Raw genomic sequence first — 13,700 nt, forward strand, 5'->3', positions numbered from 1 at the left:
GTGAGCCGGGGCATCCTGGTCGCCACCCGTGCGGGGGAATCACGTGACCTGCCGGGGGATTCTCACTGCCCGGGCTCGATGAACCGTGTCTCGTAGGCCGCGATGACCGCCTGCGTGCGATCTCGCACGCCGAGCTTCATGAGGATGCTCGCGACGTGCGATTTGACGGTCTCGGCGCCGACGAAGAGCTCCGCGGCGATCTGCCCGTTCGTCAGGCCTCGGGCTACAAGCCGCAGCACCTCGCCCTCGCGCGCGCTGAGGCCCGCCGAGGCGAGCCGGTCGCCGCTCTCCTCGGTTCGCGCTGCGAGCGAGCGGATCCGCGCCGGGTACAGCAGAGATTCTCCCGCAGCGACCGTGTGCACGGCACGCACCAGTTCGGCGGGCTCGGCACGCTTGACGACGAAGCCGTCTGCTCCCGCTTTGAGTGCGTCGTAGACGTGGTCGTCGCTGTCGAAGGTGGTGAGAATCAGGATGCGCGGCGCCGACGGTCGCCTCACGAGATTCCGCGTCGCTTCGATGCCGCTCATGCGGGGCATCCTCACGTCCATCACGACGACGTCGGGCCTCTCCGAGTCAACCAGGGCCTGCACCTCGTCGCCGTCGGAGGCCTCCGCGATCACCGTGAGCGACGGATCCGCGTCGAAGATGGTGCGCAGGCCGGCGCGAACGAGCGGCTCGTCGTCGACGAGGGCGAGTCGGATGCTCATGCGGACCTCACATTCTGCGGGCCCCGAACGGGCAGTCGAGCTGCCAGCCGCCAGCGGCCCGAGTGGATGCCGGTCGACGCCGTTCCGCCGAGCAGCGTGACCCTCTCGCGGAGTCCCGTGAGTCCGCGTCCCGCGATCACACGTGCCGCGTCGGTCTCGTTCTCGATCACGACGCTGACCTCCTCCGCACCTGCCGTGAGTGCAACGGTCACGCGCGGCGTGGTCGCGTAGCGAAGCGCGTTCGTCATTCCCTCCTGCACGATACGGTAAGCCTCCCGTCCGAGGCTGGCCGGCAGAGCAGCGAGCGCGCCGTCGATGCGCAGATCGACCTCGAACCCGGTCGCACGCGTCTCCGCGACGAGGCGCTCCACATCAGCCAGGGTGCGCTGCTCCGGTGCACGATCGCCTCGCGGTCCGTCGCCGTCGCGCAACACGCTCAGCACGTAGTCGAGCTCGGCGACGGCGCCGCGAGAGACGCGTTCGATCTCGGTGAGCGCGGCGCGCGCGGCATCCGGGTCGCTCTCGACTGCTCCCCTCGCCACGAGCGCCTGCATCATGGTCACGGTGAGGGCGTGTCCGACGGAGTCATGCACGTCTCGGGCGAGTTCTCCGCGGCGCTGCTGCTCGCGCGTTCTCTCGGCGTCGCGAGCGCGCAGCTCATCGCGCGACGGTCCGAGCAGCAGCTGTGCGTACCACGGAAGCAGGTAGCCCGCCGCGATCGTGCACACCACGATCAGCGCCGACGCGAGGGCGCAGATGATCAGGATCATCGCGGGGTCCACGTCGGTGACCGAGATCAGTTCGCGCAGCATCGTCGCGCTCTCCTCGGACGGACGTGCGGCCACAGCATCTGCGATCAGCACCGTGAGCAGGGGAAACACGAAGGCGATGCCGAGAATCAGGATGCCGCCGGAGGCGATGTGCCCGGCGAAGAAGAGTGCTCCCCGCGCAGTGTCCGCCGGGCGCGTGCGGTGCCGCGGCTCGGGGATGGCCGTGTCGAGCAGCTGGTTCGCGACCGTGCGCTCAAGGGCGCGCGTCACCGGAAGCACAGCGGGGATGACCAGAATCGCGACGATGACAAGGCTCGTCAGCCGCGCGGCCAGAGGCAGCTGCCCAGAAACCCAGACGCTGACCGCCCAGATCCCGATCGCACCGTACGGAAGGGCGACAAGACCGCCGATGAGCAGCACGAGAAGCCGTCGCCAGATGGTCGCGGCGACGGACGAAGCACCCGTGCGTGTCGTCACGGTCTCCATCGTGCCCCAGACTCGGTGTTCGTGCCTCCCCCACACGGGGGAATATCGCTCACGCCCGAATACGTTTGCATACGTTGAACCCATCAAATCGAGAGGAGATCCATGACGCCGCACGATCGCATCGCCGTTACCAGCGCACCAATCTCGGAGGTGATCGCGGGACGGTGGAGTCCACGATCCTTCGACATCACAGCGGAGGTTCCGGAGTCGAAGATCACCGCTGCACTCGAAGCCGCCCGCTGGGCGGCTTCCGCGGCGAACACACAGCCTTGGCGCTTCATCGTCGCGAGGCGGGGAACACCAGAGCACGCACAGGTCGTGGACAATCTGCTCGGTTTCAACCAAAAGTGGGCTGTCACGGCCGCAGCGCTCATCGCGAATGTCGCCGAGACAAAGGGCAGTGATGGCGCCGAGCTCCGCTGGGCAGAGTACGACCTGGGACAGGCAGCGGCGACGTTTGCTCTGCAAGCACACAGAGACGGTCTCCACGTGCATCAAATGGGCGGCTTCGACGCCGAGGGGATCAAGGCGGCCTTCAACCTCGACGACCGCTATCGCGTCGTGTCAGTCACGGCACTCGGCGTTCTCGCGCCCCCGGAAGCGCTGGGCGACGAAATTCTTCAGGCACGGGAGATCGCACCCCGCGAACGCAAGAGTCTGGAGGAGATCGTCCTCGTCAACGCCTGACGATCCGCGCCCAGTGACGCAACGAGGGGCAGCCGAGCCTCAGCTCGACCGCCCCTCGTCAGCAGCGCGTGATCACACGGACGAGACCGTGAGGTGATCAGCGGCCGCATCGAGGTCGACGCGGACCGTGTCGCCGTCGTGCACGTCACCCGCGAGCAACGCGGTGGCGAGGCGGTCGTCGATCTCCTTCTGCATGAGGCGACGCAGCGGACGCGCACCGTAGATCGGGTCGTAGCCGCGATCGGCGAGCCAGGCCCGAGCATCCGGCGTCACGGCCAGCTCGAGGCGACGTTCGCTCAGTCGGGTCTGCAGACGCCCGATGTACAGTTCGACGATCTCGCCCAGCTCGTCCTGCGACAGCGCCGAGAACACGACGATGTCGTCGAGCCGGTTGACGAACTCCGGCTTGAACGCCTGACGCACGAGATCCTGCACGGAACGCTCCTTCTCCTCCCACGACAGGTTCTGGTCCACGAGGAACTGCGAACCGAGGTTCGAGGTGAGGATCAGGATGGTGTTGCGGAAGTCGACGGTTCGGCCCTGACCATCGGTCAAGCGTCCATCATCGAGCACCTGCAGCAGCACATCGAATACCTCGGGGTGAGCCTTCTCGATCTCATCGAGCAGGATCACCGAGTAGGGGCGACGGCGGACCGCCTCGGTCAGCTGGCCGCCCTGCTCGTACCCGACGTACCCGGGAGGTGCACCGACGAGTCGAGACACGGTGTGCTTCTCGCCGTACTCCGACATATCGATGCGCACCATGGCTTTCTCATCGTCGAAGAGGAACTCCGCGAGCGCCTTGGCGAGCTCTGTCTTGCCGACGCCCGTGGGGCCGAGGAACATGAACGATCCGGTCGGACGGTTCGGGTCGGAGATTCCGGCACGACTGCGGCGAACGGCATCCGCCACCGCACTCACCGCACGCTTCTGACCGATGAGGCGACGTCCGAGCTCGGACTCGAGATGCAGCAGCTTCTCGGTCTCACCCTGCAGAAGCCGACCAACGGGGATGCCCGTCCACGCCGCGATCACAGCAGCGATGTCGTCCTCGGTGACCTGTTCGTTCACCATGCGCGGCTCTTCGGGCTCGCTCTCGTGCTCGGCCTGGGCAAGCTGCTCGGTGAGCTGCTTGATGGTCGTGTACTCGAGTTTGGATGCCTCGGCGTAGTTCGCCTCGCGCATCGCCTTGTCGCGTGCCGTCTTCGCCTCGTCGAGCTTCTTCTTCAGCTCGCCGACGCGGTTGAGCCCGCTGCGCTCGCGCTCCCATCGTGCTTCCAGCTCGGTCAGTTCGGTCTGCTTCTCAGCCAGTTCCTCGCGGAGCTTCGCCAGACGCTCCTTCGAGGCCTCGTCCTTCTCCTTCTTGAGGGCGAGCTCCTCGATCTTCATGCGGTCGACCTGCCGCTTCAGCTCGTCGATCTCGACGGGCGACGAGTCGATCTCCATCTTGAGACGGCTCATGGCCTCGTCGATCAGGTCGATCGCCTTGTCGGGCAGCTGCCGCGAGGTGATGTACCGATTGCTGAGCGATGCCGCGGCGACGAGCGCGCCGTCGGTGATCGTGACCCCGTGGTGCGCTTCGTAGCGGCCTTTGAGGCCGCGGAGGATCGCGATGCTGTCTTCGACGCTCGGCTCACCGACGTACACCTGCTGGAAGCGGCGTTCGAGCGCGGCATCCTTCTCGATGTATTCACGATACTCGTCGAGAGTCGTCGCACCGATCAGCCGCAGCTCGCCACGCGCGAGCATGGGCTTCAGCATGTTGGATGCCGCGACGGAGCCTTCGCCCCCGCCAGCACCCATCAGCAGGTGCAGCTCGTCGACGAACGTGATGATCTGACCTTCGGCCTCGTTGACCTCTTTCAGCACGCTCTTCAGGCGCTCTTCGAACTGGCCGCGGTACATCGCACCGGCGACGAGCGCCGAGATGTCGAGCGAGACGAGCTGTTTGTCCTTCAAGGATTCGGGAACGTCGCCCGCGACGATGCGCTGCGCGAGACCTTCGACGACGGCGGTCTTGCCGACGCCGGGCTCACCGATCAACACGGGGTTGTTCTTCGTGCGCCGTGTCAATACCTGACTGACGCGGCGGATCTCGGCGTCACGACCGATCACCGGGTCGAGCTTGCCTGCCCGGGCGATCTCGGTGAGGTTGACGCCGAACTGTTCCAGTGCGCTCTTCGACTCCTCCTGCGAGGAGGGCGCACCCTGCATGTTTGCCATCTGTGTCCTTCCTATTGCAGGGGTCAAGCCGGTTTCAAAACTTGAGTCTACAATACTCAACTTTGGGATGTGCCTGGATATTCCCCACACTCGCCCGTCAAAAATGGCTATGTTTATGCGGTTTTCGCCGCCAGTATTGACCTGCGTCCGCGGATCGGGACGGGCGCACGATCACAGCCAGCCGCTTCGGCGCGCCTCGCGCAGCGCCTCACCGCGGTTGCGCGCACCGAGCTTGCCGATCGCGCTCGAGAGGTAGTTGCGCACCGTCGCCGGGGACAGGTGAAGCGCCCCGGCGATCTCGGTGATGGGGATGCCGCCGTCCGACGCGCCGAGCACCTCGGCTTCGCGGTCGGACAGCGGGTTCTCCCCGGCGGACAGCGCCTGCGCGGCGAGCAGCTGGTCGACGACCGTCTCCCCCGCGACGACACGACGGATCGCGGCGGCGAGCTTCTCCACCGGGTCGTCCTTCACGAGGAAGCCGCGCGCTCCGGCATCCATCGCCCGCCTCAGGTACCCGGCCCGGCCGAACGTCGTGACGACCATGACGGCGACACCCGGATGCGCCTCGCGCACGGCCGGAATGGCGTCGAGCCCGGAGAGCCCCGGCATCTCGATGTCGAGGAGCACGACATCCGGCCGGTGCTCGCGCACCACCTCGGCGACCTCATCACCGCGTCCGACGTCCGCCACGACCGTCAGGTCGCGCTCCAGCTCGAGCAGACTCGTAAGCGCCTGCCGCATCATCGTCTGGTCCTCGGCGATGACGATCGTGATCATCGGTCGCTCCCCTCTCGTGGCACGCGGATCTCGATGCTGAAGCCGCGAGCGTCCGAGTCCACTCGAAGCTCGCCACCCAGGCGAGCTGCGCGCTCCTGCAAACCGCGAAGTCCGCTGCCCACTTCGGCCGCGACGGCTCCGCGCCCGTTGTCGGTCACCCGCAGCGTCGCTCCGGCGGCATCCCTCGTGATCTGTATCGTGCACCGCGACGCGCGCGAGTGACGGATGACGTTCGTCGTCGCCTCACGCACGACCCACGCGAAGAGCTGGTCGAGCTCGAGCGACAGTCCCGGCAGCGGCGAGGTGGCTTCCGCGCTGACCCCGGCGTCCTCCAGCACCTCGAGGGCACTCGCGAGCTCCGCCTCCAGGCGCAGCTCACGGTAGCCCGCGACCGCCTGACGCACGTCGGCGAGCGCGGTGCGGCCGACGTCTTCGATACCGCGGGCGTGCTCGACCACGGCATCCGCATCGGTCTTCGCAAATCGGCGAATGGCCTCCGCCTTCACCACGATCACCGAGAGCGTGTGACCGAGCAGATCGTGCAGGTCGCGTGAGAAGCGCTGGCGCTCCTCGGTCACCGCGACCCCGGCGAGGCGCCGGCGGGTGGCTCGCAGCTCGACGACAACGTCGACGAGGTAACGGATGAGGAACGTGCTCGCACCGGCCATGACGCTCGCGAACCCGAACAGCAGCGCGCTGCCGAGCGAGAGCGAGTCGACGCCCTCTGCGACCGTGCCGCTGATGGAGAGCGCCATGACGAAGGCGAGTGCGGCGCGCAGCCGAATCGCGGTGGCCGCGGCGATCGCGAGCAGCGGATACAGGAACCCCTGACCGGAGTGCGAGATCAGGAACTGCGCGACGACCATGCCCGTGAGCACGGCGACGCAGACCTCCCCCACCCACGTCGGCACATCGCGGTAAGGCACGATCACGGTGACGGCGTACCAGGCGGCGATCACTAAGTAGGCGATCGTGACGTCGGGGCGTCCCGCGGTGATGCTCGAAACGATGGGCGCGAGCAGCAGAACGGGCATCCAGACCAGGGCGAACAGCGGGCCGCGGCGGCGGACGATCCAGGCGGTCACCAAGTCGTCGCAGTCCGCGGCACGCGGCAGCGTGGTGCTCATGCGGTCGGTCATCGTCGTCCTCCCCTCCATCACGTTACGCGTCCCGCCGCGACGCTGTGCGCCGCAGTCCGATGATGAGCGTGCCGCCGACGACGAGGTGCATCGCCTCGAGCGCAACGAGTGTCATTACTGCCGCTCCGGACAGGGCGGGGCCGAGCAGCGAGAGCAACAGCACGACCGTGCCGACGATGGTCCAGGCGGTGAGTCCGCGAGGATGCCGCGACAGCAGCGCGAGCAGAAGCCACGCTGCCGCGCCCGTCACGATCGCGGCGACCACGATCGAGACCGGGGTGATCGCCATGGGCGAGCCGCCCGCGGCGACCACGAGCGGCACCCCGGCGAGCGGACCCGCGATGGCCCACACGAGAAGACCGCCGATCGCCGCGACGCCGACGACGGCGAGCTGCACGAGCGCACCCCGAGCGGTCATCGTCGTGGCGCGAGTGCCGCGGGGCGGTGCCTGAGAAATGTACTGATCTGAGCGAGTCATGAGTGCTCCTTTCGTCGTCTTCGACGCTACGGAGAGCCGAACGCGACCCACAGAGAGCGATGTCCCCACTCCGATGGGACGTTTGTCACACGACGCGCAGCCTCACACGCACCGAGCACGTGCCGAACGCTTCGCCCGGGCACTCGCGATCACGCACGAGCGCGCTGGCGGAGCCGCAGAGCCGAGACCGCACCGACGGCGAGAAACCCGCCTGCGACGAGGAGCGCCCGCCGCGCGGCATCCGCCATGAGCACCGCTGTCTCCTGATCGACCGTGACCGCCTGCGGCAGCGCGCCGAAGCCCGCCACGAAGACCGTGCCGATCACGGCCGTACCGAGCGCTGAACCGATCTGCCGCACCGTGCTCTGCGTCGCCGATCCCTGCCCAGACTGCGCGACGGGGATGTCGGCGAGCACGGTTCCGGTCAGCTGTGCCGAGGCGAGCCCCAGGCCGACGCCGTAGACGAGGAGGATGCCGGTGAGAACCCAGAGCGAGAGGTCGACGGACACCACAGCCGCGAGCCCGAGAACGGCCGCCGTCTCGAGCACGAGCCCGATGATCACGACCGTCGGCGGCGAGAACCGCGCGGCGACGTGACGGGCGGAGGCTCCGGCCAGGAACGCGCCGAGCCCCATGGCGGCGAGCGTGAGCCCCGCGAGCATGGGCGAGGCTCCGAGCGCCTCGATGATCAGCAGGGGCAGAACGAACAGCAGACCGAACTCGCCCATCGCAACGCACATCGCCGCGACGTTGCCCCAGCGAAACGTCGGCACCGTGAACAGGGAGAGATCGAGGATGCGGCTGCGGCCCACGCGCGCCCGATGACGCTGCCACAGCGTGAACGCCACGAGCGCCACGGCGCCCGTGATCAGTGCCGCCGGAACGATCGAGACCGCGGCATCCGGTCCCCATGTCACCCCGAAGATGCTGATGCTGCCCGTCTGAGCCCACCATCCGAGTTCAGCGCCCTCGATCAGGCCGAACACGACGAGCCCGAGGCCGACGACGCTCAGCAGCAGGCCGAGCAGATCGAAGCCTCGCTCTCCCGACGGCTCGCGCGATTCGTCGACGGTGAGCAGCACCGCGACGACGAGTGCAGCGCCGAGCGGAAGGTTCACGAGAAAGATCCACTGCCAGCTGAACATCGAGGTGATCCACCCGCCGAGCAGCGGCCCGAGCGCGGCCATGCCGGAGATCACCGCGCCCCACACCCCGAACGCGATCGCGCGGTCGCGCCCACGGAACGTGGCGTTCACACTCGAGAGGGTCGTCGGCAGAATCATCGCGCCGCCGACGCCCTGCACGACCCGAGAGGCGATCAGCAGTGCCGCTGTCGACGAGATCGCGGCGAGCAGACTCCCGGTCACGAACGCGGCGATGCCCATGAGAAGCATCCGCCGTCGTCCGATTCGGTCACCCACGCGACCGGCGGTGAGCAGCAGGGCTGCGAACACCACGGGGTAGATTCCGTTGACCCACTGCGCCTCGCTCACAGAGATTCCGAGGTCCGCAATGATGGTCGGCAGGGCGACGCCGACGATCGTTCCGTCAAGTACGATCATTGACAGGGATGCCGCGAGGGCTCCGAGCCCCGCCCATCTCCGTCTGCCGTTCACCGTTGCCCCAGTCGTCACCGATGCCATCGGCTCTTCTTTCTGCCGGAGACGACCCGGCACCCTTCGAGGCTACGCACGCTTCACCACCACTACATCGTACGAATGATCCATACTTCTCGCGTCACGCCCGCCCCCGGTGCGCTCCGATGAGCGCGACCGGTCCGGTCTCGACGAGCAGGCGCGTGCCATTCCTCGCGCTCGCAGCGATGGTCGTCGGCTCGATCGTCGGCGCGGGCGTGTACTCACTGCCGCGCAACTTCGCGGAGAGCACGGGCGTCATCGGAGCAGCCCTCGCGTGGACAGTCGCGGGTGCCGGCACACTCATGCTCGCGCTTGTGTTCCAGCGTCTCGCGCACGTGCGACCCCACCTCGACTCCGGCATCTACTCGTACGCGAAGGCGGGCTTCGGGCACTACGTGGGCTTCGTCGCCGCGTTCGGCTACTGGGCGAGCGCGTGCGCCGGCAACGCGACCTACTGGGTGCTCATCGGCTCCACGATCGGCACGATCATCCCGGCGTTCTCTGGTGGCAACACGGCCGTGTGGGTCGTCATCGCGAGCGCCTCGGTGTGGGTCTTCCACTCGCTCGTTCTGCGAGGCATCCGTGAAGCCGTCATCGTCAATGTGATCGTGACGATTGCGAAGCTGCTGCCGATCGGCATGTTCCTCGTGATCGTGAGCATCGTGGGCTTCAACGCGGATGTCTTCGCGGCGAACCTCTGGCACGGGCCACCGGACCTCTCCGCTCTCGGCGACCAGATGTCGTCGACCATGCTCATCACGGTGTTCGTCTTCCTCGGGGTCGAGGGTGCCAGCGTCTACTCCCGCTACGCGAAGAGCCGCCGCCAGATCGGCGGCGCGACCGTTCTCGGGTTCCTCTCGGTGCTGGCCGTGTTCGCGTCCGTCTCGATCCTCTCCTACGGAGTGGCGCCGCGCGACGCGCTCGCGCAGATGGCGCAGCCCTCAATGGCGGGCGTGCTGCGCGAGGTGGTCGGCCCCTGGGGTTCGGCACTCATCGACGTCGGACTCATCGTGTCGGTTCTCGGCGCCTACCTCGCGTGGACGCTCATGGCCTCGGAGGTCATGTTCACGGCGGCGGCGAACTCCGATGCCCCGCGGTTCCTCGCACGTCGGAACCGGCACGGCGTCCCCTCCGCGTCGCTTCTGCTGACGACCCTCATGGTCCAGACGCTTCTCGTCGTGACTCTGTTCTCGACCGACGCGTTCGACCTCATGCTGAAGCTGTGCAGCTCGCTGTCGCTCGTGCCCTACCTGTTCACCGCCGGGTACGCCGTGAAGATCTGCCTCGCCCCGGAACGGCCGGGCGACCGACGCCCCGGTCCCGTTGTCTTCTCGACGTTGGCACTCGTGTACGCGGTGTTCCTGCTGATCGCCGCCGGGCCGACGTACCTGCTGCTCGCGCTCATCGTCTTCGCACCCGGAACCCTGCTCTATCTGCGAGCGCGACGCGAGCAGCGGCTCCGGGTCTTTTGCCCGGCGGAGCTCGCGCTCGCAGCGCTCGTGATCGTCGGGGCGATCGTCGGCGTCATCGGACTCGTGACCGGCGCGATCGTCGTCTGACGACGCATCCTCGATTCACACACCGCCCGGTCTCACATTGCGTCACACCGTCGAGGCGGCCGTGGGCGGAGTCTGCTCAAGCACACGCTCGTAGATCTCGAGCATCCTCGCGGTCTGCGCACTCTGCCGGAACGATTCGGACGCATGAGGCGACGGTCGCGCCGCCCCATCGGAGGTCGCGTCCTCGACGACGTGGCGCAGCGTGTCAGCGAGCGCATCGATCGACTCGTCCGCGGGCTCCACGTAGACACCCTCCGGCAGTTCAGCGGCGATCTCCGGGTCGCACACGATCGATGTGGTGCCGAGCGCGGCGGCCTCGAACACGGTCATGCCCTGCGTCTCGAACCCGATTGAGGTCTGCACGAGGGCGTCGGCCGCGGCGATCGAGGCGAGCGAGTCGCGGTAGGGAACCTTGCCCGCGAACACGACGCGGTCTCTGAGCCGGTGCTTCGCGACGAACTCACGCGCCTTCGACAGCAGAAGGCCCTGGCCGTAGAGCCGCACCTCGGCGTCGACATCAGCCCGCTCGATAGCCTGGAGAAACTCGAGGATGCGCTTCTCGTGGCTCATGCGGCCCATCCACACGAGCGTCGGCCGCGCACCCTTCTCCCGTTCGACATTCGCAAGGACGTCGTCGATCACGTCGTCGTCAGCGCCCGTCCGCACCACGTCGATCTCCTGAGCGACCCCCTTCTGCCGAAGGAGGGCTGCGAAGTGACGGCTCGGAGCCGTGACGGCATCCGCCCGCAGGGCCAGCTCGTTCAGATACCGCCACGCATCCGGCCGCAGAAGCGACTGCTGGCCGCCGAGCGACCGCCCCTCGATGGCGAGCAGCAGCTTTGTGACGAGCCGCGGGAACGGCACCGTCTTGCGCAGACCGAACTCCATGTTGTTGTGGAACGTGAGGACGACAGGGATGCCGTGACGCCTCGCGTACCGCAGGCCGATGATCGCGCCCCAGAAGTCCCCCTGGATGTGCACGACGTCGACCCGGCCGCGCTGGGCGACGAGGTCGTCGAGCGCACGATCGCTGCGACGGCCCGGACGAGTCAGCGCGTATTCGCGGTCGAACGTGATCGGAAAGGACGGCAGCTCGAGGTAGCCGTCATCCTGCACGTGCTCACGGTGCATCCCCGGAGCCGCGATCGACACGAGGTGCCCGGCCTTCTCGAGGTACTTCTTCTGGAGGCGGATGGACACCTGGGCGCCACCGAGCGACTCCGGATGCTGGTCGGTCGCGATCAGTATGTGCATTGCACTTCACAATACCGGGCGAGCTCCACCGCGATGCTCCGCGTCAGACGCGTCTCACGCGGAGCGGAGCTCCGGCACACGCTCGTCTTCCCGCGGCGGAGGCGGAGGCGTGCCGTCGCCAAACGGATGACCACCGAGCTCCTCACGACCGTGTGGCGTCAGCCAGACGGTCTCGTCGGGGCCGACAGGCACGATGCCGCTCGGATTCACATCCTTGTGCACCAGGTAGTAGTGCGCCTTGATCTGACCGAAGTCGATGGTGTCGCCGAAGCCGGGTGTCTGGAAGAGATCCCGCGCGTATGCCCAGAGCGTCGGCATCTCGGCCAGCTTCGAGCGGTTGCACTTGAAGTGGCCGTGATAGACCGCATCGAACCGGGCGAGCGTCGTGAAGAGGCGGATATCGGCCTCCGTGATCGTGTCGCCAACGAGGTAGCGCTGGGTGGAGAGACGCTCGCTGAGCCAGTCGAGCCGGTCGAACAGCGTGCGATACGCCTTCTCATAGGCATCCTGCGAACCGGCGAAGCCCGCCTTGTAGACACCGTTGTTCACATCGCGATAGACGAGCTCGGCAACCTCGTCGATCGCGTCACGCCGATCTTCCGGGTAGAGGTCCGGTGCACCGTCACGGTGGAACTGCGTCCACTCCGTCTCGAAGTCAATGGTGATCTGCGGAAAGTTGTTGGTGACCACGGCACCGGTCGGCACATCGACGATCGCCGGAACGGTGATGCCGCGCGGATAGTCGGGGAACCGGCGGAAATACGCCTGCTGCAGCCGCTCGATGCCGAGCACCGGATCGACCCCACCCGGGTCGAGGTCGAACGTCCAGCTGCGCTTGTCGTGCGTCGGTCCGGGGAGGCCGAGCGAGATGGCATCTTCGAGCCCGAGGAGACGCCGCACGATGATCGTGCGGTTCGCCCACGGACACGCACGCGCGGCGATGAGGCGGTAGCGCCCGGCCTCGACCGGCCACCCGTCGCGCCCGTCGCGCGTGATGCGATCTTCGATGTAGTTCGTGTCGCGATCGAACGCTTTGCCCGGCTCGACGTAGCGGCCGTCGGCATCCTCTGTGTCAGCCATGCTCTGACCATACGCCGCAGCAGCGACATGCGCATTCAGCGGGCGTCGAGTTCCTCAAGGGCCTCGATGAGGGTCCCCTGGACGAACGTCAGCCAGTCGTACATCCCGCGGAGCGACTCCATGTCGTCCTCGGTCAGCTCAGCGACGAGTTCGTCGGTCGGCTCGGCGATGCGGGAGTCGAGACTCAGCCGCAGGTCGGTGAGCGACCGCATCCAACGCAGGGCTCGATCGCGGCCCATGCGCACGACCGTCTCGGAGCCCATGCGCACCGGAACCGCGCCGTGCTCTCGGAGCGTCGCGAGGACGGCATCCGCATCCGCCTTCTTGCCCTCGGCGATGTCACCGACCGTGAACCGTCGGAACTCCGCCGCCGCTTCGTCATCGTCGGTGTAGGCGTCCGGAAACAGCCTGCCCGCCGCACTGTCGCCATGGGCTCCACCATCCGCGACACCCTCGATGAGCAGACGCAGCTGCTCGGTGAGGTTGACCAGCACCGACACCTCGATGTCTTCGAAGCGAGCCTCAACCTCGTCTCCCGTGCGCCTGAATGCGTGCATCAGCTGTCCGCCTTCTGCAGCGTCGCCATGAGCCCGTAGCCGTGCATCGCGGACACATGACGCTCCATCTCCTCGCGCGTGCCGCTCGCCACGACCGCGCGGCCCTCGTTGTGCACCTGAAGCATCAACCGCTCGGCCCTGTCGCGCGGCATGCCGAAGTAGCTGCGGAACACGAACGCCACGTACGTCATCAGATTCACCGGGTCGTCCCACACGACCGTGACCCACGGCGAGCCCAGCGTGAGCTGCTCGTCGAGTCGCGTGTCGAAGGACGTTTCGGCCATACCTCTATGCTGACACTTCGAGCCGTCCGATTCATCCGCTGGTGCACAGATTCCGCCGAGCG

13 protein-coding genes are annotated in these 13,700 nt (G+C 67.3%); 2 read left to right on the forward strand and 11 right to left on the reverse strand.

All coding sequences use genetic code 11. The features are described 5' to 3' along the window. Positions 1-62: 62 nt before the first annotated feature. Positions 63-707: a response regulator gene (locus tag ACSAGD_RS11815; RefSeq protein ID WP_437582952.1), complete on the reverse strand. Its 645-nt coding sequence runs from the start codon at positions 705-707 to the stop codon at positions 63-65. Beyond that, entirely contained in the window at positions 704-1,954 is a 1,251-nt protein-coding gene (locus tag ACSAGD_RS11820) for a sensor histidine kinase (RefSeq protein WP_437582953.1), read from the reverse strand. The genes ACSAGD_RS11815 and ACSAGD_RS11820 overlap by 4 nt, the downstream gene beginning before the upstream one ends. Positions 1,955-2,065: 111 nt before the next feature. Here ACSAGD_RS11820 and ACSAGD_RS11825 point away from each other — a divergent pair, with 111 nt between their 5' ends. Continuing rightward, positions 2,066-2,650, forward strand: a complete 585-nt coding sequence (locus ACSAGD_RS11825) for a nitroreductase family protein (protein WP_437582954.1) — start codon at positions 2,066-2,068, stop codon at positions 2,648-2,650. A gap of 72 nt (positions 2,651-2,722) precedes the next feature. Here the strand turns inward: ACSAGD_RS11825 and ACSAGD_RS11830 are convergent, their stop codons facing one another. The 5 genes from ACSAGD_RS11830 to ACSAGD_RS11850 all read right to left on the reverse strand — a co-directional run bounded on the left by ACSAGD_RS11830 (position 2,723) and on the right by ACSAGD_RS11850 (position 8,943). After that, positions 2,723-4,873 (reverse strand): ATP-dependent Clp protease ATP-binding subunit, encoded by a 2,151-nt coding sequence (locus ACSAGD_RS11830; protein WP_437582955.1) that lies wholly within the window; start codon positions 4,871-4,873, stop codon positions 2,723-2,725. 171 nt (positions 4,874-5,044) lie between these two features. Then, the gene (locus tag ACSAGD_RS11835) at positions 5,045-5,650 is read right to left on the reverse strand and encodes a response regulator (RefSeq protein ID WP_437582956.1); all 606 of its coding nucleotides are present in this window, start codon (positions 5,648-5,650) and stop codon (positions 5,045-5,047) included. Continuing rightward, on the reverse strand, positions 5,647-6,789 hold the full coding sequence (locus ACSAGD_RS11840; RefSeq protein ID WP_437582957.1) for a sensor histidine kinase: 1,143 nt from the start codon (positions 6,787-6,789) through the stop codon (positions 5,647-5,649). Before ACSAGD_RS11840 ends, ACSAGD_RS11835 begins: the two co-directional genes overlap by 4 nt. A 22-nt stretch (positions 6,790-6,811) precedes the next feature. Then, complete coding sequence (locus ACSAGD_RS11845) at positions 6,812-7,267, reverse strand: DUF6069 family protein (RefSeq protein ID WP_437582958.1); 456 nt, start codon at positions 7,265-7,267, stop codon at positions 6,812-6,814. 149 nt (positions 7,268-7,416) lie between these two features. Then, entirely contained in the window at positions 7,417-8,943 is a 1,527-nt protein-coding gene (locus tag ACSAGD_RS11850; RefSeq protein ID WP_437582959.1) for an MFS transporter, read from the reverse strand. Positions 8,944-9,029: 86 nt separating this feature from the next. Between ACSAGD_RS11850 and ACSAGD_RS11855 the strand changes: the two genes are divergently transcribed. After that, positions 9,030-10,463 (forward strand): basic amino acid/polyamine antiporter, encoded by a 1,434-nt coding sequence (locus ACSAGD_RS11855; RefSeq protein WP_437582960.1) that lies wholly within the window; start codon positions 9,030-9,032, stop codon positions 10,461-10,463. 42 nt (positions 10,464-10,505) lie between these two features. On the opposite strand, the gene ACSAGD_RS11860 is transcribed toward ACSAGD_RS11855, so the two are convergent. From ACSAGD_RS11860 to clpS, 4 genes are read right to left on the reverse strand one after another with little or no spacing between them, the layout of a single operon-like run. After that, the gene (locus ACSAGD_RS11860; RefSeq protein WP_437582961.1) at positions 10,506-11,717 is read right to left on the reverse strand and encodes a glycosyltransferase; all 1,212 of its coding nucleotides are present in this window, start codon (positions 11,715-11,717) and stop codon (positions 10,506-10,508) included. A 54-nt stretch (positions 11,718-11,771) separates the two neighbouring features. After that, positions 11,772-12,797, reverse strand: coding sequence for a glutathione S-transferase family protein (locus ACSAGD_RS11865; protein WP_437582962.1), 1,026 nt, complete (start codon positions 12,795-12,797; stop codon positions 11,772-11,774). 35 nt (positions 12,798-12,832) lie between these two features. Then, positions 12,833-13,354, reverse strand: coding sequence for a DUF2017 family protein (locus tag ACSAGD_RS11870; RefSeq protein WP_437582963.1), 522 nt, complete (start codon positions 13,352-13,354; stop codon positions 12,833-12,835). Continuing rightward, complete coding sequence (clpS, locus tag ACSAGD_RS11875; RefSeq protein WP_437582964.1) at positions 13,354-13,638, reverse strand: ATP-dependent Clp protease adapter ClpS; 285 nt, start codon at positions 13,636-13,638, stop codon at positions 13,354-13,356. The genes ACSAGD_RS11870 and clpS overlap by 1 nt, the downstream gene beginning before the upstream one ends. Between the last annotated feature and the right edge of the window lie 62 nt (positions 13,639-13,700).

Origin of the sequence: Paramicrobacterium salitolerans (genome assembly GCF_051513965.1) — a bacterium.
In the GTDB taxonomy this organism is placed as follows: domain Bacteria; phylum Actinomycetota; class Actinomycetes; order Actinomycetales; family Microbacteriaceae; genus Paramicrobacterium.

Excerpts from the sequence above, each read along its gene's own strand:
- ACSAGD_RS11815 (WP_437582952.1), bottom strand. The coding sequence starts at position 707 with ATGAGCATCCGACTCGCCCTCGTCGACGACGAGCCGCTCGTTCGCGCC.
- ACSAGD_RS11825 (WP_437582954.1), top strand. The coding sequence starts at position 2,066 with ATGACGCCGCACGATCGCATCGCCGTTACCAGCGCACCAATCTCGGAG.
- ACSAGD_RS11830 (WP_437582955.1), bottom strand. The coding sequence starts at position 4,873 with ATGGCAAACATGCAGGGTGCGCCCTCCTCGCAGGAGGAGTCGAAGAGC.
- ACSAGD_RS11835 (WP_437582956.1), bottom strand. The coding sequence starts at position 5,650 with ATGATCACGATCGTCATCGCCGAGGACCAGACGATGATGCGGCAGGCG.
- ACSAGD_RS11840 (WP_437582957.1), bottom strand. The coding sequence starts at position 6,789 with ATGACCGACCGCATGAGCACCACGCTGCCGCGTGCCGCGGACTGCGAC.
- ACSAGD_RS11845 (WP_437582958.1), bottom strand. The coding sequence starts at position 7,267 with ATGACTCGCTCAGATCAGTACATTTCTCAGGCACCGCCCCGCGGCACT.
- ACSAGD_RS11855 (WP_437582960.1), top strand. The coding sequence starts at position 9,030 with ATGAGCGCGACCGGTCCGGTCTCGACGAGCAGGCGCGTGCCATTCCTC.
- ACSAGD_RS11860 (WP_437582961.1), bottom strand. The coding sequence starts at position 11,717 with ATGCACATACTGATCGCGACCGACCAGCATCCGGAGTCGCTCGGTGGC.
- ACSAGD_RS11865 (WP_437582962.1), bottom strand. The coding sequence starts at position 12,797 with ATGGCTGACACAGAGGATGCCGACGGCCGCTACGTCGAGCCGGGCAAA.
- ACSAGD_RS11870 (WP_437582963.1), bottom strand. The coding sequence starts at position 13,354 with ATGCACGCATTCAGGCGCACGGGAGACGAGGTTGAGGCTCGCTTCGAA.
- clpS (WP_437582964.1), bottom strand. The coding sequence starts at position 13,638 with ATGGCCGAAACGTCCTTCGACACGCGACTCGACGAGCAGCTCACGCTG.